The sequence below is a fragment of the Streptomyces sp. NPDC002698 genome, assembly GCF_042888945.1.
Taxonomy (GTDB): Bacteria; Actinomycetota; Actinomycetes; order Streptomycetales; family Streptomycetaceae; genus Streptomyces.
This window is the reverse complement of the sequence record NZ_JBIAQM010000006.1, coordinates 248,417-263,877: the sequence shown is the minus strand read 5'-3', so window position 1 is coordinate 263,877 and position 15,461 is coordinate 248,417. Positions and strand designations below refer to the sequence as shown.

The following is a 15,461-nucleotide window of genomic DNA, read 5'->3' as shown; positions in this document are numbered from 1 at the left end:
CCCCTAAGGGCGCCGCGGGCGGGTCCCCTACGGGAGGTCCGTTCGACGGAACGCCACGTGGAGGGGCCGTCCGGGGACGGCCGGCCCCTCGGCGGCGGTCAGTCGGCGAAGACGGCGCCGAACTGCGGGGTGCCCGACGTCGAGACGCCCGACGTGCTCGGCGAGACGGTACGGGAGCCGGTCGTGGTGATCTTGCCGCCGCTGGAGGGCAGGTAGGTGACCGCGCCGTTGGCGGCGTTCTCGTACGAGCCGACGATCAGGTCGGCCCTGCCGTCGCCGGTGACGTCGTCGAGCTTGACGTCCGCGCCGAACAGGTCGCCCTTCTCGTCGTTGCCGGGGACGCCCGCCGTGCTCTGCGCGAAGGCCTGGGTGCCGGAGGAGACGTCGATGCCGGCCGCGGAGCCGTACAGGACGGTGACCATGCCGGTGTTGGTGACGCCGTCGATGTCCTCGTTCGGGGCCGAGACGACCAGGTCCTGGTAGCCGTCGCCGTTGACGTCGCCCATGTCCAGGTCCCAGCCGAAGCCGTCGCCCTTCTCCGAGGTGCCCGGGACGCTGCCGCTGTTCTGGGTGACCCCGGTCGTGCCGGCCGGGCCGGACGCCGAGCCGTAGGTGATGTTCACCTTGCCGCCGTTGGCGGAGTCCGGGACGGGGGTGCCGTCCTCCAGGGCGGAGTCCCAGCCGGCGCCGCTGACGATGTCGCCGAAGCCGTCGCCGTTGATGTCGCCGACGCCGGTGACGATGCCGGGCTTGAGGGCCTTGGCGGACGCCACGCTGAGACCGCTCGCCGTGCCGGGTACGTAGTAGTTCGTGTTCCAGCCGTAGTCGGAGTCCGTCTCGAAGCCGTCGACGATCAGGTCGGTCCTGCCGTCGCCGTTCACGTCGCCCGCGGTCAGGCTGAGCGGGCCGTAGGGCTGGTCGTTGGTGCCCGACTGGATCGGGGGCTTGATCGTCGTACGGGCGCCGGGGGTGCCGGCCGTGGTGAAGCCGCCCTTGTAGACGTAGATCGTGCTCGCGGAGCTGCCGACGGCGAGGTCCGCCCTGCCGTCGCCGTCGAAGTCACCGGCGGCCAGGTCCTTGCCCCAGTAGTCGTGCGAGGAGGGGGCCGGGTCCGGGACGTCGACGCCCTTGCCGGTGAGGCCGCTCGCGGAGCCCCACAGGATGGCCAGGCCGCCGCCGTCGGTGTCGGTGCCGACCTTCTCCGAGGGGGAGGCGACGGCGAGGTCGTCGTACCCGTCGTCGTTGAAGTCCGCGTACGCCGTCTCGGCGCCGAAGGCGTCGCCGGCCTCGGCGGAGCCGGGGACACCGGTGGTGTTCTGGCTGATCGTGCTGCGCTTGGCGGACGAGACGCCGGTGGCCGTGCCGTAGAGGGCGACGATCTGGCCGGCGCCCGCGTGGCCGCTGACGTAGGCGCCGTGGGCCGAGAAGGCCACATCGCCCTTGCCGTCGCCGTTGAAGTCGGCCTGCGGGACCGTGGTGGAGTCCGCGGCGGACGCGGTCGCGGCCGAGAAGGTCAGAAGACCGCCCGTCAGAGCGGCGGCCGTCGCCGTCGCGAGGGCGAGACGCACGTGGTGCGGGTGACGCATGTGCATGCGGGATTCTCCTGCGGCATGCGGGGACGCTGGGCGCACGTCCCCTGTCGATAGGGAGCCGAGCGTCTGTATTTGCCTGGAGTTGCACGGCAGTTCACTGACTGATCGGCGAACAGGAGACCGCTGACGGGCCTCAAGGGTTGTACGTGAGTTCGGTCGTCTCCGCGGACACGACGGCACCCCCGTGCTCCGCGGAGCACGGGGGTGCCGGTCGTACCGATCCGGGCCGGGCCGGTCGGCTGTGCCTGACGGCCGGGTCAGGCGGCTGGGTCAGACATGCGTGTCGCCGGACGGTCGTACGGGACCGCCGGGCCGGACGGGGACGGTCACTTCACCGGCTCCGGCTCCGGCTCGCTCTCCGACTCGGCCGCGCCCGCCGGCGGCTCTTCCTCGACCGGCGTCTTGACGGATTCGAGCAGGAGCTGGGCGACGTCGACGACGGTGACGGACTCCTTGGCCTTGCCCTCGTTCTTCTTGCCGTTGACCGAGTCGGTCAGCATGACGAGGCAGAACGGGCAGGCGGTGGAGACGATGTCGGGGTTCAGCGACAGAGCCTCGTCGACACGCTCGTTGTTGATGCGCTTGCCGATCCGCTCCTCCATCCACATCCGCGCGCCGCCGGCGCCGCAGCAGAAGCCGCGCTCCTTGTGGCGGTGCATCTCCTGCTGGCGCAGGCCCGGGACGGCGGACATGATCTCGCGCGGGGGCGTGTAGACCTTGTTGTGCCGGCCCAGGTAGCACGGGTCGTGGTACGTGATCAGACCCTCGACCGGGGTCACCGGCAGCAGCTTGCCCTCGTCGATGAGGTGCTGGAGCAGCTGGGTGTGGTGGATGACCTCGTAGTCACCGCCGAGCTGCGGGTACTCGTTGCCGATCGTGTTGAGGCAGTGCGGGCAGGTGGCGACGATCTTCTTCGCCGTCCGCGGCTTCTTGGTGGACTCGTCCTCGTCGTCCTCGCCGAAGGCCATGTTCAGCGCCGCGACGTTCTCCATGCCGAGCTCCTGGAACAGGGGCTCGTTGCCGAGGCGGCGGGCGGAGTCACCGGTGCACTTCTCGTCGCCGCCCATGATCGCGAACTTGACGCCCGCCATGTGCAGGAGCTCCGCGAAGGCCTTCGTGGTCTTCTTGGCCCGGTCCTCCAGGGCGCCGGCGCAGCCGACCCAGTACAGGTACTCGACCTCGCTGAGGTCTTCGATGTCGCGGCCGACGACGGGGATCTCGAAGTCGACCTCCTTGGTCCACTCGAGGCGCTGCTTCTTGGCCAGACCCCAGGGGTTGCCCTTCTTCTCCAGGTTCTTGAGCATCGTGCCCGCCTCGGACGGGAACGCGCTCTCGATCATCACCTGGTAGCGGCGCATGTCGACGATGTGGTCGATGTGCTCGATGTCGACCGGGCACTGCTCGACGCAGGCGCCGCAGGTGGTGCAGGACCACAGGACGTCCGGGTCGATGACGCCGTTCTCCTCGGCGGTGCCGATGAGGGGGCGCTCGGCCTCGGCGAGGGCGGCCGCGGGGACGTCCTTGAGCTGCTCCTCGGACGCCTTCTCCTCGCCCTCCATGTTCTTGCCGCCGCCGGCCAGCAGGTACGGGGCCTTGGCGTGCGCGTGGTCGCGCAGCGACATGATGAGGAGCTTGGGGGAGAGCGGCTTGCCGGTGTTCCAGGCGGGGCACTGCGACTGGCAGCGGCCGCACTCGGTGCAGGTGGAGAAGTCGAGCAGGCCCTTCCAGGAGAACTGCTCGACCTGGGAGACGCCGAAGACGTCGTCCTCACCGGGGTCGGTGAAGTCGATGGCCTTGCCGCCGGAGGTCATCGGCTGGAGGCCGCCGAGGGCGGTCCCGCCGGTCGCCTCGCGCTTGAACCAGATGTTCGGGAACGCCAGGAAGCGGTGCCAGGCCACGCCCATGTTGGTGTTGAGCGAGACCACGATCATCCAGATGAACGAGGTGCTGATCTTCACCATGGCGGTGAGGTAGATCAGGTTCTGCAGGGTGGTGACGCCGAGTCCCTTGAAGGCCAGGACCAGCGGGTACGAGGCGAAGTACGCGGCCTCGTAGTGCTCCACGTGGTGGATGGCGCCTTCGAGACCGCGCAGCACGTAGATGGCGAGGCCGATGGTGAGGATGACGTACTCGACGAAGTACGCCTGGCCGGCCTTGGAACCCGCGAAGCGGGACTTGCGGCCCGGGCGGGACGGCAGGCTCAGCAGGCGGATCACGATGAGCACGGCGATGCCGAGGATCGTCATCACGCCGATGAACTCGATGTACAGCTCGAACGGCAGGAAGCCGCCGATGACCGGCAGCGTCCAGTCGGCCTGGAAGAGCTGGCCGAAGGCCTGGGCGAGGGTCGGCGGCAGAGTCAGGAAGCCGATCGCCACGAACCAGTGGGCGAAGCCCACGATGCCCCAGCGGTTCATCCGTGTGTGGCCGAGGAACTCCTTGACCAGCGTCACGCTGCGCGCGTAGGGGTTGTCGGTCCGGGTACCGGCCGGGACCGGCTGGCCCAGCTTGAAGTACCGGACGAACTGACCGATGGCGCGTGCGAGCAGCGCAACGCCGACCACGGTCAGGACCAGCGACACAATGATCGCGGCGAGTTGCATTCGGGGGCTCCTCGGGCCTGCGAGGTGTTGCTTCGAGGGTGACCTCGAAGGTGATTACTAAGCGGTAACTTATGTAGTCCGTCTGAGACTACCCACTTCCTCCGCCGCACTGTAGTCAGAGGTGCGGTGATCTGCGTCGCTGAGGGAAGCCTGAGTGGGCGCCCGGGACGCGGGCACGAGGTGTGCTTCGCCCGGGGTCGGCAGGACACGTAAACCCGATCGTGTTATTCACCCAATACTGTGACAATTACCCCTAAATTGGCGACGTGCTGTATGGAATCACGGCCGCCACCGCCGCTCTGCTCCTGACCGCCACGCTCACCGCGCTGCTGCGGTCGTTCTCCCTGCGCCTCGGCCCGGACGGAGGGAGGGGACTTCCCGCGCGCCGGGCGAAACCGCGGGCCCCCGGAAGAGGGAGGCCGGTTCCGCTCCTCGGCGGGGTCGCCGTGGCCGGCGTGACGGCGCTCGTCGGCTGGGCCGGGGACTGGACCGGTGCCGCCCCGCTCGGGCCGGAGGCCGGTCGGCTGCTGGTCGCCGGGATCGCGGTCGCCCTGCTCGGCCTGGCCGCCGATCTGCTGCCCGTGCCCCCGGTGGTGTGCGGGGCGGGCGTCGCCGTCGCCGCCGCGCTGACCGTCCCCTACGACGAACTCGGTGTGCCGGCCGGAGTGCTGGCGGTGGGCTGGATCGTCCTCGTCACGCAGGGCTTCCGTTCGCTGGACCACGCCGACGGGGTGATGGGGACGGTCGGCGTCATCACGGCGTTCGCCCTCGGCGCGTGCGCGGCCGCCGAACTCATGGACGGGCTCGCGGCGCTGCTCAGCGTGCTGGCCGCCGCCCTCACCGGCTTCCTGATGCACGGATGGCCGCCCGCCAGGATCGCGCCGGGGCGGTGCGGGTCACTGTTCACCGGCTTCGTCCTGGCCGCGGCGGTCGTGCCGGTGCACGCGGAGCGGCCCGCCGGGACCGGCCTCGGCGCCGCCTTCGCGCTGACGGCCGTGGCCGGCGCGGACGCCGTCCTCGTCCTGGTGTCGCGGCGGCGGGCGGGGCGGCCGCTGCTGCGACCGGCGCCGGACCATCTGGTGCACCGGCTGCGGCAGGCGGGGCTCACCCGTCAGGGGGTCATGGTCGTGACGGGTCTCGCGGCGTTCGCGGCTGCGCTCGTGGGGCTGTGCATCGACCTCGGATGGCTGGGGGCGGGGGCCGCCTGGTGGGTGGCGGGCGCGGTGGCCGCTGTCGCGGTCGTGGGCGCCGTACGTCCCGGGGTCCGCCCGCGCCGTGCCCGTCCGCATGCGATTCCCGCCCCCGGGCGCCCCGTCCCGAGGCCGCTGAGGCGTCCGGGGCGCCCCCGTCCGGAGGCTACGGGTGCAGTAAAGGTGCACTGACTCTACGAGAAAACCGCAGTTCAGAGGCTCCATGCGTGTAAGGAGCGGATAAGAGTTGAGCCCCCATGACTCAGGTCTGTTGACCGAGAGGCGGACGTCGTGCACACTTGAGTCCGTTCCACTCAAGTCATTGCTGGAGGAATTGAAATGGCACGTGCGGTCGGCATCGACCTGGGCACGACTAACTCCGTCGTCAGCGTTCTCGAAGGCGGCGAGCCCACCGTCATCACCAACGCCGAAGGCGCCAGGACCACGCCGTCCGTCGTCGCCTTCGCGAAGAACGGCGAGGTGCTCGTCGGCGAGGTCGCCAAGCGCCAGGCGGTCACGAACGTGGACCGGACCATCCGTTCGGTGAAGCGCCACATGGGCACGGACTGGAAGATCGAGCTCGACGGCAAGAGCTTCAACCCGCAGCAGATGAGCGCCTTCATCCTGCAGAAGCTGAAGCGCGACGCCGAGGCGTACCTGGGTGAGAAGGTGGCCGACGCGGTCATCACCGTCCCCGCGTACTTCAACGACTCCGAGCGTCAGGCGACGAAGGAAGCCGGTGAGATCGCCGGTCTCAACGTCCTTCGTATCGTCAACGAGCCGACCGCCGCCGCCCTGGCGTACGGCCTCGACAAGGACGACCAGACGATCCTCGTCTTCGACCTCGGTGGCGGCACCTTCGACGTGTCCCTCCTGGAGATCGGCGACGGCGTCGTCGAGGTGAAGGCCACCAACGGTGACAACCACCTCGGTGGTGACGACTGGGACCAGCGCGTCGTCGACTACCTGGTGCAGCAGTTCCGCTCCGGTCACGGTGTGGACCTCGCCAAGGACAAGATGGCGCTCCAGCGTCTGCGCGAGGCCGCCGAGAAGGCCAAGATCGAGCTGTCCTCGTCCACCGAGACCTCGATCAACCTGCCCTACATCACGGCTTCCGCCGAGGGCCCGCTGCACCTGGACGAGAAGCTCACGCGCGCCCAGTTCCAGCAGCTGACCGCCGACCTCCTGGAGCGCTGCAAGACGCCGTTCCACAACGTCATCAAGGACGCCGGCATCCAGCTGTCCGAGATCGACCACGTCGTTCTCGTCGGTGGCTCCACCCGTATGCCCGCCGTCGCCGAGCTCGTCAAGGAGCTGACCGGCGGCAACGAGGCCAACAAGGGTGTGAACCCGGACGAGGTCGTCGCCATCGGCGCCGCCCTCCAGGCCGGTGTCCTCAAGGGTGAGGTCAAGGACGTCCTGCTCCTCGACGTGACCCCGCTGTCCCTCGGTATCGAGACCAAGGGAGGGATCATGACCAAGCTCATCGAGCGCAACACCACGATCCCGACCAAGCGCTCCGAGATCTTCACGACGGCCGAGGACAACCAGCCGTCCGTCCAGATCCAGGTCTACCAGGGCGAGCGCGAGATCGCGGCGTACAACAAGAAGCTCGGCATGTTCGAGCTGACCGGTCTGCCGCCGGCCCCGCGCGGTGTCCCGCAGATCGAGGTCGCCTTCGACATCGACGCCAACGGCATCATGCACGTGACCGCGAAGGACCTCGGCACGGGCAAGGAGCAGAAGATGACCGTCACCGGCGGCTCCTCGCTGCCGAGGGACGAGGTCGACCGCATGCGCCAGGAGGCCGAGAAGTACGCGGACGAGGACCACGCCCGCCGCGAGGCCGCCGAGACCCGCAACCAGGGCGAGCAGCTCGTCTACCAGACCGAGAAGTTCCTCAAGGACAACGAGGACAAGGTCCCCGGCGAGATCAAGACCGAGGTCGAGGCCTCCGTCGAGGAGCTGAAGGCCGCGCTCAAGGGCGAGGACAGCGCCGAGATCCGCACCGCCACGGAGAAGGTCGCCGCGGTCTCGCAGAAGCTCGGCCAGGCCATGTACGCCGACGCCCAGGCTTCCCAGGCCGCGGGCGGCGACGCCCACGGCGCCGAGGCCCCGAAGGCCGACGACGACGTCGTCGACGCCGAGATCGTCGACGAGGACCGCCGGGACGGTGCCGCGTGACGGAGGAGACCCCGGGCTTCGAAGAGCAGCCCGACGTCCCTTCCGGCGCCACCTCTGACGACGCCGAGCCGCAGTCCGCCACCCCCTCTGCGGAGGGGGCGGCGGCCCCGGACGGGGACGCAGCAGCACAGTTGACCGGCCTGACGGCCCAGCTGGACCAGGCGCGCATGGCAGTGACCGAGCGCACCGCGGACCTCCAGCGGCTCCAGGCCGAGTTCCAGAACTACCGCCGCCGTGTCGAGCGCGACCGGATCGCGGTCAGGGAGGTCGCCGTGGCGAGCCTCCTGACCGAACTCCTGCCCGTGCTCGACGACATCGGCCGCGCGCGGGACCACGGCGAGCTCGTCGGCGGATTCAAGTCCGTCGCCGAATCGCTGGAGACCGTCGCGGCGAAGATGGGGCTCCAGCAGTTCGGCAAGGAGGGCGAGCCCTTCGACCCGACGATCCACGAGGCACTGATGCACTCGTACGCGCCGGACGTCACGGAGACGACGTGCGTGGCGATTCTGCAGCCGGGGTATCGCTTCGGCGAACGCACCATCCGCCCCGCGCGGGTGGCCGTCGCCGAGCCGCAGCCCGGGGCGCAGCCGGTCAAGGCCGAGGATCAGGCCGAGTCGGCTGAGGACAAGGAGAGCGGTGGCCCGGACGAGGGCTGAGCTTGAACGGACGAGGAAGGAGGGACGTCGGGGATGAGCACCAAGGACTTCATCGAGAAGGACTTCTACAAGGTCCTCGGCGTCCCCAAGGACGCCACCGAGGCCGAGATCAAGAAGGCGTACCGGAAGCTCGCCCGCGAGTTCCACCCGGACGCCAACAAGGGCAACGTCAAGGCCGAGGAGCGCTTCAAGGAGATCTCCGAGGCGAACGACGTGCTCGGCGACCCCAAGAAGCGCAAGGAGTACGACGAGGCACGCGCCCTCTTCGGCAGCGGTGGCTTCCGGCCGGGTCCCGGCGCGGGCGGCGGCAACTTCAACTTCGACCTGGGCGACCTCTTCGGAGGCGGTGCCCAGGGCCAGGGAGCGGGAGGAGCCGGCGGCTTCGGCGGCGGCATAGGTGACGTCTTCGGGGGCCTGTTCAACCGCGGCGGCCCCGCCACGGGCACGCGTACGCAGCCCAGGCGCGGCCAGGACATCGACACCGAGGTCACGCTCTCCTTCACGGAGGCGGTGGACGGCGCGACCGTTCCGCTGCGCATGACCTCGCAGGCACCCTGCAAGGCCTGTTCGGGAACCGGCGACAAGAACGGCACACCGCGCGTGTGCCCGACCTGCGTCGGCACCGGCCAGGTGGCGCGGGGTTCGGGCGGCGGGTTCTCGCTCACGGACCCCTGCCCGGACTGCAAGGGCCGCGGCCTGATCGCGGAGCACCCCTGCATGGAGTGCGCGGGCAGCGGGCGGGCCAAGTCGTCCCGCACGATGCAGGTCCGCATTCCCGCGGGGGTCAGCGACAACCAGCGGATCCGGCTGCGGGGCAAGGGCGCGCCGGGCGAGCGGGGCGGCCCGGCCGGTGACCTGTACGTCACCGTCCATGTGGACGCCCACCCGGTCTTCGGCCGCAAGGACGACAACCTCACCGTCACCGTGCCCGTCACCTTCGCGGAGGCGGCACTGGGCGGCGAGGTGAAGGTCCCGACGCTGGGCGGCCCCCCGGTGACCCTGAAGCTGCCGCCGGGCACGCCCAACGGACGGACCATGCGCGCCCGGGGCAGGGGTGCGGTCCGCAAGGACGGCACCCGGGGCGACCTCCTGGTCACCGTCGAGGTGGCGGTCCCCCAGGACCTGTCCGACAAGGCTCGTGACGCGCTCGAGGCGTATCGCGAGGCGACCGCGGGTGAGGATCCGCGGGCGGAGCTGTTCCAGGTCGCGAAGGGAGCATGACGGAGCCATGGACACGACCGGTCGTCGACGCAACCCCTATGAACTGACCGAGGAGACCCCGGTCTACGTCATCTCGGTGGCGGCCCAGCTCTCCGGACTGCACCCGCAGACCCTGCGTCAGTACGACCGGCTCGGTCTGGTCTCTCCCGACCGCACGGCCGGCCGGGGCCGCCGTTACTCGGCCCGCGACATCGAGCTGCTGCGCACCGTCCAGCAGTTGTCGCAGGACGAGGGCATCAACCTCGCCGGCATCAAGCGCATCATCGAGCTGGAGAACCAGGTGGCCGCGCTCCAGTCCCGTGTCGCGGAGCTGGAGTCGGCCCTCGACGGCGCCGCGGCCGCCATGCAGCAGCGCGAGGCCGCCGTACACGCCTCCTACCGGCGTGACCTGGTCCCGTACCAGGAGGTCCAGCAGACCAGCGCGCTGGTGGTGTGGCGTCCCAAGCGGGCGGCCGACTAGAACCCGGTCGCCCGGGCGGTACCGGACGAACGTGAAGGGCCCGGAGGTCATCACCTCCGGGCCCTTTCGCGCGCCCGCGTTTTCCGGCCGGAGCGGTGAGGTTGACCGTTTTTGACCGAGTGGCTGAAATGTTCCCCCTGAGGTCTGTTTTGCGCATGTCGTCCATATAAGCCCGATAGTGGGGGCTCGGGCTGCCCCTTTCGTCGAGCGCGAGGGGGCGGCGATAAGAGGTGTTCGCGGTGAAATGCCGTCAATGAAGCGGCGGTGTGCGCTTGGTCACTATGGGGGCGGCCGCGTGGGCCGCGCCGAGTGGTCCGCTCGTGGGGGTGGGCGCGGGGGCCGAGGTGGGGGCGCCTCGCGTGGGAGTGCCCTTGTCCATGTGTTCCTTCGAGTCTGACCGGTCGTCAACGGCGGTTAAAAACCGTCGGCGACCGCGACTCCTGTGAACGGACGTCGGATGTCCTTGTGAATGACAGAAGGTGAAGCTGAGGGGATCGGTCGATGGATGGGCGTAGTCTTTTCCCGTCGCGTTCACTTGTGGAACACGAAACGCCGTTGCCATCTCGTTAAGTGGTTACTCCTTGACGCTGAGGTGATCGCCGCGTTGGCTTTCAGCCACCTGGGTCGCAATGCTGCAACCTCGCCCGGAAGGCACCTGATGTGAAGACTCGTAACACCGGCCTCCGCCGTACCGTCATAGCCGTGGCGTCATCCGCCACGGCCCTCACCCTCGCCGGATGCGGCGTGGTCGACTTCGGTGGGAGTGGCAGCACGGCCAGCGCCACGAAGGGCGACGACATCACGGTCGGTCTGCTCCTTCCGGAGAAGGAGAACACCCGTTACGAGAAGTTCGACTACCCGATCATCCGGGAGCAGGTTCAGAAGCTCACCGAGAAGAAGGGTGACGTCCTCTACCTGAACGCTGAGCAGGACGCCGCCAAGCAGCTCCGCCAGATGCAGCAGATGATCGACGACGAGGTCGACGTCATCCTCGTGGACGCCGTGGACTCGGTGTCGATCGCGAAGGGCGTGCGCAAGGCCAAGGAGGCCGGGATCCCGGTCATCGCCTACGACCGCCTGGCGCAGGGTCCGATCGACGCGTACATCTCCTTCGACAACGAGCTGGTCGGCGAGACCCAGGGCAAGGCGCTGGTCGCCGCGCTGGGCTCCGACACCGCCTCGAAGAAGATCATCATGATGAACGGCTCGGTGACCGACCCGAACGCCGCGCAGTTCAAGAAGGGCGCCGAGTCCGAGCTCAAGGACAAGGTGATCGTCGCCAGCGAGTACGACACCAAGGACTGGAACCCGGTCAACGCCAAGGCCAACATGGAGAAGTCCATCCAGGCCGTGGGGCTGAGCAACATCGCCGGTGTCTACGCCGCCAACGACGGCATCGCGGGCGCGGTCATCGACGTCTTCAAGGCCGCGGGTGTCAGCAAGGTGCCGCCGGTCACCGGTCAGGACTCCGAGCTCATCGCCGTGCAGCGGATCATCAAGGGCGACCAGTACATGAGCGTGTACAAGTCGTACCCGCAGGAGGCCAACGCCGCCGCCGAGATGGCCGTCGCCCGGGTCCAGGGACGGACGATCGAGTTCGACGCGCTCACCCGCGACAAGGTCAGCAGCCCCACGAACAAGGACGTCCCGTCCCAGCTCGTGCCCGTGGTGGCCCTCACCAAGGAGAACATCGCGGACACGGTCGTCCAGGACGGCATCTACCCCGTCGACAAGATCTGCACGGCGGCCTACAAGGCGCTCTGCAGCTCGCTCGGCATCAAGTAGGACGCTCCGCCAGACCGTCCCGGAACCGGGACGGCCGGCGAGCACGGTTCCGGCCCCGCTCGCGGGTGCGCGCCGACGGCGCCCACCCGCGGCCGGGGCCGTTCCCGTTCCCGTACCGCCCCGGCCCGGAAAGCCCTCAGGGGCGCGCTGCGCGGCCTCCCGCCGCTCCGGAGCCCCGCACCGCCGCCCCGGCGCACCCAGGGCCCCTGCGGCGCACTCCGGGGCCGCACGCCCCCTTCGGCGTGATCGTCCCGCGCTCGTCGCCCCGCGCTCGTCGCCCCGCGCCCACCGCCCCGCGCCCACCGTCCCGCGCTCACCGCGGGTGCCGTTCAGGTCGCTCTGCGGGGCCGGTGGACTTTCGTCGCGGTGCCCGCTTCCGCGCGGCCTCCGGTTCCTGGGGCGGAGCGCCGTCACCGGCTGCGGCCGGGCGGGTGCGCTCGCCGCAAGTCCCCCGTAAGTGGCCGGAGTTGGGGATTCGGGCGAAGCGTCCCGGAGCGTGCTCCGGGACGCGTCCGGGGGTCCGGGCGGCGGCCCTTCAGCTTGTTGCAAGGGGAGTGGCGGAGGTCAGGATTTATGGGGACGAGCAGGGGCGAACGGACGCTCCTCGCCCGCGCAGCCTTGTTGCGATGCCGGTCGCGTCCGCGCATAGTTGCGCTGCGGAGGACGCCCTGACGCGGGGCTCACGCCAGGGGTTGGAGCTGGAGCCAGGGGTGGGAGATGGCCGGGCACGGGACGGACAGGCATCCGCACGGCGCTGACCGGCTGTGCGATGCGGGCGACCGGGTGTACTCCCGGGCCGTGCGCCGGGGCCGGGTGCCCCGCGAGGACGCCGAGGCGGTGCCGTGCCTGCTGGAACTGGCGCTGCTGCACCCCGACCCGGACGACATGGACTGGCTGGTGCCGACCTCGCCCCAGGAGGTCATGACCCGGCTCCTGCGGGGCGTGTACGAGGAAGTCAGCGCGAGCCAGGCGCGGGTGGGCGACGCGGTGTCGGCCTTCGAGTGGTACGCGGGCCTCGGCGGCCGGGTGCGGGCGCCGGCCGAAGGGGTGGCGATACGGGTCCTGGACGGGCTGCCGCGGATCCATGCCGCCATGGACAAGGCGACCGAGGAGTGCACCCGTGAGGTCCTGACCGTGCAGCCGGGCGGCATCCGGCGCGAGGACGAACTCGTCGAGGGACTGCACCGGGCGCTGGAGATGCGCCGGCGCGGGGTGCGGATGCGCGATCTGTACACCCACGTGGCCCGGCACGGCCAAGGCCTCCTGAACTACATGGAGTTGATGGGCGACGCCGCCGAGGCCCGTACCCTCGACGAGGTCGTGGAGCGGCTCATCCTGTTCGACCGCACGGTCGCCTTCATCCCCGCCAACTCGGACCGCACGATCGCGCTGGAGCTGCGCCACCCCGCGCTGGTGGACTACCTGGTGACGGTCTTCGAACGGCTGTGGCGCCTCGGGATCCCTCTGACCTCACCCATGCCCTCGACGGGCATCGAGGGCATCACCCACCGGGAGCGGTCCATCGCGGCGCTGCTCGCCGAGGGGCATCAGGACGCGGTCGTCGCGGAGCGGCTGGGCATCAGTGTGCGGACCTGCCGGGCGCACATCGCCCGGCTCTCGGAGACGCTGGGCGCGGCGAGCCGGACGCAGCTGGGCGTGCGGATCGCCCAGGCGGGTCTCGACGGGCCGCAGCGTTCCCCCGGATTCGAGCCGGTCCCCGTCGCGGAGGCCGCGTCGGGAGCGCCCGCCGTGTCCGACCGCGGATCCCCGGCCGGCCGCTGAGGACGGCGGTCCGGGCGAGGCTTCCGGAGCCCGGCCGGGCGCGCCCGGCGATCTGGCGCCGGCGGGGTCACTCCCCTCCCTCGGGCTGGTCCAGGAGTCCCGACTGCGCTATCAGGAAGCCGAGTTGGGCCCGGCTCCCGCTGCCGAGGGCGGAGGCCAGCTTGGCGATGTGGGCGCGGCAGGTGCGGACGTTCATGCCCAGGCGGCGGGCGATGGCCTCGTCCACGTGCCCCTCGATGAGCAGTTTGGCGATGGAACGCTGGACGCCGGTGACGCCGTTGGGGCCGACATCGTTCGGGACGTTCTCGGTGAGCGGGACCGCCCGCTGCCAGAGCTGCTCGAAGACCTTGCTCAGGTACAGCACGAGTCCGGGGTGGCGGAGTTCGAGGGCGACCCGCCGGTCGTCGCTGGCCGGGATGAAGGCGACGGTCCGGTCGAAGACGATCAGCCGCTCGATGAGTTCCTCCAGGGTGCGCACCTGGATCCGGCCGCCGGATATGCGCTCCACGTAGGCGAGCGTCCCCTGGCTGTGCCGCGCGGTGTGCTGGTACAGCGTGCGGATGCGCACGCCCCGGTCGGTGAGCGGCCTGTCGCGCTCCAGGGCCTGCATCAGGGCGTCGGCGGGCCGGCCTCCGCCCGGCTGGATCGTCAGCATCTCCGTCTGGCACTCGGCGGTGGCCGAATTGAGCGCCGCGTTGATCCGGTCGAATCCCTCCAGGACGGTGATCGCGTGGATACTCGCGGTGCTCTGTGTGCTGATCGCGATGAACGGGTCGAAGGAGTCGGTCAGTTCGATCGCGAGCCGCCGGCGTTCCTGGATCTCCCGTTCCAGGGGCTGCAGGCGCTGGGCGAGCGCGACCGACGGAGGGACGGGACGCAGCCACTTCTCGTCGTCGGGGTCGGGATGAAGCAGCGCGAACTCCAAGAGGCAAGGGGCCGTTTCCACTTCGACCCGGGTGATGCGGCCGGAGTGCAACGCACTGGCGTAAAGGCGTGTTCCTTCGTCACACAACGTGGTGACAGCGTGGGGATGTGTCGGTTGTGAGTTGTTTGTGGGCAAATCTCCACCCCCCAGGGTCCTGAACGTGCAGGAACATGATGCATCGCTGCTGTGGCATTGACGTGCCTGAATGAGCCATCGTCTTGTGACGACGGGGGAGAAGATTCCATCAAGTGAGGACGAAGCCGACTATGCGAGCGAGATTGCTTGGTTCAGTGCTTGCCGCAGTCTTCTCTGTCGCTGTGGCGTCCGGCTCCCTGGGAGCCTCGGGTCTTGATGCCGGGGGTGCCCGGATCCGGGCCGGCCTGGACAGCGGTTGGACCAGCGTGAAGGCGACCCCGGCGGACAGCGGCTGGACCTCCGCCGAGGCGGTCCCCGGGGACAGCGGCTGGACCGACATCGAGGCCGCGGCGCTCTCGGGCGACAGTGGCTGGACCAGTGTGGAGGCGGACAGCGGCTGGAACGCCGCCGAGGCCTCTGTGCCGGGGGACAGCGGCTGGACGGTCATCTCCGCGAGCGCAGAAGCATGAGCATTCCTCCCGACGACCGCTCCTTCCGCCGAGAGATGGCCACCGCCTACCGGTCCGGCTGGCACTTCATCGACCTGGTCACCGCCATCCCGTACAGCGGCGACTCGCTGATGGTGACCGTCTTCGGAGAGCCCGTCGTCGTCACCCGCGACGACGACGAGGACGTACGGGCCTACCGGTGTCTGCGGCGGCCTCGGGGGGCGCCGCAGCCCGTCCGGTGCGCCATCCGGTACGGCATGATCTTCGTGAACCTCGACCAGCGTGACCACCAGCTCACCGGGCCGGACGTCCCGGACATCGAGACCATCGCAGCCACCCCCCGCAGTGCCTGACGCGATTCCCCCGTCGTAGTAGATCGCGCAGGTACTTCCCCCCGCAGCGGGGGGGGGGGGGGGGGGGGGCGGGGGGGGGGGGGGGGCGGGGGGGGGGGGGGTCGGGGGGGGGGGGGGGGGGGGCCC

The 15,461-nt window shown here is 70.0% G+C and carries 12 protein-coding genes; 9 read left to right on the top strand and 3 right to left on the bottom strand.

All coding sequences use genetic code 11. The annotated features are described in order from the left end of the window. Window positions 1-98: 98 nt before the first annotated feature. Together ACFYW9_RS12080 and ACFYW9_RS12075 are read right to left on the bottom strand one after the other, a co-directional pair. Window positions 99-1,592 carry an FG-GAP and VCBS repeat-containing protein gene (locus tag ACFYW9_RS12080; protein ID WP_389148099.1) on the bottom strand — a complete coding sequence of 498 codons (1,494 nt, stop codon included), beginning with the start codon at window positions 1,590-1,592 and terminating at the stop codon, window positions 99-101. Between the two features lie 326 nt (window positions 1,593-1,918). Then, the gene (locus tag ACFYW9_RS12075; RefSeq protein WP_389148096.1) at window positions 1,919-4,195 is read right to left on the bottom strand and encodes a heterodisulfide reductase-related iron-sulfur binding cluster; all 2,277 of its coding nucleotides are present in this window, start codon (window positions 4,193-4,195) and stop codon (window positions 1,919-1,921) included. Between the two features lie 266 nt (window positions 4,196-4,461). Between ACFYW9_RS12075 and ACFYW9_RS12070 the strand changes: the two genes are divergently transcribed. The 7 genes from ACFYW9_RS12070 to ACFYW9_RS12040 all read left to right on the top strand — a co-directional run bounded on the left by ACFYW9_RS12070 (window position 4,462) and on the right by ACFYW9_RS12040 (window position 13,473). Next, window positions 4,462-5,577 carry an undecaprenyl/decaprenyl-phosphate alpha-N-acetylglucosaminyl 1-phosphate transferase gene (locus tag ACFYW9_RS12070; RefSeq protein WP_389148093.1) on the top strand — a complete coding sequence of 372 codons (1,116 nt, stop codon included), beginning with the start codon at window positions 4,462-4,464 and terminating at the stop codon, window positions 5,575-5,577. Between the two features lie 147 nt (window positions 5,578-5,724). Further along, a complete protein-coding gene (dnaK, locus tag ACFYW9_RS12065; protein ID WP_365878917.1) occupies window positions 5,725-7,569 on the top strand; it encodes a molecular chaperone DnaK in 1,845 nt (614 codons plus the stop codon). Continuing rightward, window positions 7,566-8,225, top strand: a complete 660-nt coding sequence (gene grpE, locus ACFYW9_RS12060) for a nucleotide exchange factor GrpE (protein WP_351871418.1) — start codon at window positions 7,566-7,568, stop codon at window positions 8,223-8,225. The genes dnaK and grpE overlap by 4 nt, the downstream gene beginning before the upstream one ends. A gap of 33 nt (window positions 8,226-8,258) precedes the next feature. Further along, window positions 8,259-9,446 carry a molecular chaperone DnaJ gene (gene dnaJ / locus ACFYW9_RS12055; protein WP_351871421.1) on the top strand — a complete coding sequence of 396 codons (1,188 nt, stop codon included), beginning with the start codon at window positions 8,259-8,261 and terminating at the stop codon, window positions 9,444-9,446. Window positions 9,447-9,453: 7 nt separating this feature from the next. Then, a complete protein-coding gene (locus ACFYW9_RS12050) occupies window positions 9,454-9,906 on the top strand; it encodes a heat shock protein transcriptional repressor HspR (protein ID WP_328670535.1) in 453 nt (150 codons plus the stop codon). A gap of 702 nt (window positions 9,907-10,608) precedes the next feature. Beyond that, entirely contained in the window at window positions 10,609-11,691 is a 1,083-nt protein-coding gene (locus tag ACFYW9_RS12045) for a sugar ABC transporter substrate-binding protein (protein WP_389148086.1), read from the top strand. A 717-nt stretch (window positions 11,692-12,408) separates the two neighbouring features. Further along, entirely contained in the window at window positions 12,409-13,473 is a 1,065-nt protein-coding gene (locus ACFYW9_RS12040; protein ID WP_389148083.1) for a LuxR C-terminal-related transcriptional regulator, read from the top strand. Window positions 13,474-13,540: 67 nt separating this feature from the next. On the opposite strand, the gene ACFYW9_RS12035 is transcribed toward ACFYW9_RS12040, so the two are convergent. Further along, on the bottom strand, window positions 13,541-14,533 hold the full coding sequence (locus ACFYW9_RS12035) for a helix-turn-helix transcriptional regulator (protein ID WP_351871431.1): 993 nt from the start codon (window positions 14,531-14,533) through the stop codon (window positions 13,541-13,543). Window positions 14,534-14,715: 182 nt separating this feature from the next. Here ACFYW9_RS12035 and ACFYW9_RS12030 point away from each other — a divergent pair, with 182 nt between their 5' ends. After that, window positions 14,716-15,003 carry a hypothetical protein gene (locus tag ACFYW9_RS12030; protein WP_389148079.1) on the top strand — a complete coding sequence of 96 codons (288 nt, stop codon included), beginning with the start codon at window positions 14,716-14,718 and terminating at the stop codon, window positions 15,001-15,003. Then, complete coding sequence (locus tag ACFYW9_RS12025) at window positions 15,000-15,335, top strand: hypothetical protein (RefSeq protein WP_326786561.1); 336 nt, start codon at window positions 15,000-15,002, stop codon at window positions 15,333-15,335. The genes ACFYW9_RS12030 and ACFYW9_RS12025 overlap by 4 nt, the downstream gene beginning before the upstream one ends. Window positions 15,336-15,461 lie beyond the last annotated feature (126 nt).

Excerpts from the sequence above, each read along its gene's own strand:
- ACFYW9_RS12050 (WP_328670535.1), top strand. The coding sequence starts at position 9,454 with ATGGACACGACCGGTCGTCGACGCAACCCCTATGAACTGACCGAGGAG.
- ACFYW9_RS12040 (WP_389148083.1), top strand. The coding sequence starts at position 12,409 with ATGGCCGGGCACGGGACGGACAGGCATCCGCACGGCGCTGACCGGCTG.
- dnaK (WP_365878917.1), top strand. The coding sequence starts at position 5,725 with ATGGCACGTGCGGTCGGCATCGACCTGGGCACGACTAACTCCGTCGTC.
- ACFYW9_RS12075 (WP_389148096.1), bottom strand. The coding sequence starts at position 4,195 with ATGCAACTCGCCGCGATCATTGTGTCGCTGGTCCTGACCGTGGTCGGC.
- ACFYW9_RS12080 (WP_389148099.1), bottom strand. The coding sequence starts at position 1,592 with ATGCACATGCGTCACCCGCACCACGTGCGTCTCGCCCTCGCGACGGCG.
- ACFYW9_RS12025 (WP_326786561.1), top strand. The coding sequence starts at position 15,000 with ATGAGCATTCCTCCCGACGACCGCTCCTTCCGCCGAGAGATGGCCACC.
- dnaJ (WP_351871421.1), top strand. The coding sequence starts at position 8,259 with ATGAGCACCAAGGACTTCATCGAGAAGGACTTCTACAAGGTCCTCGGC.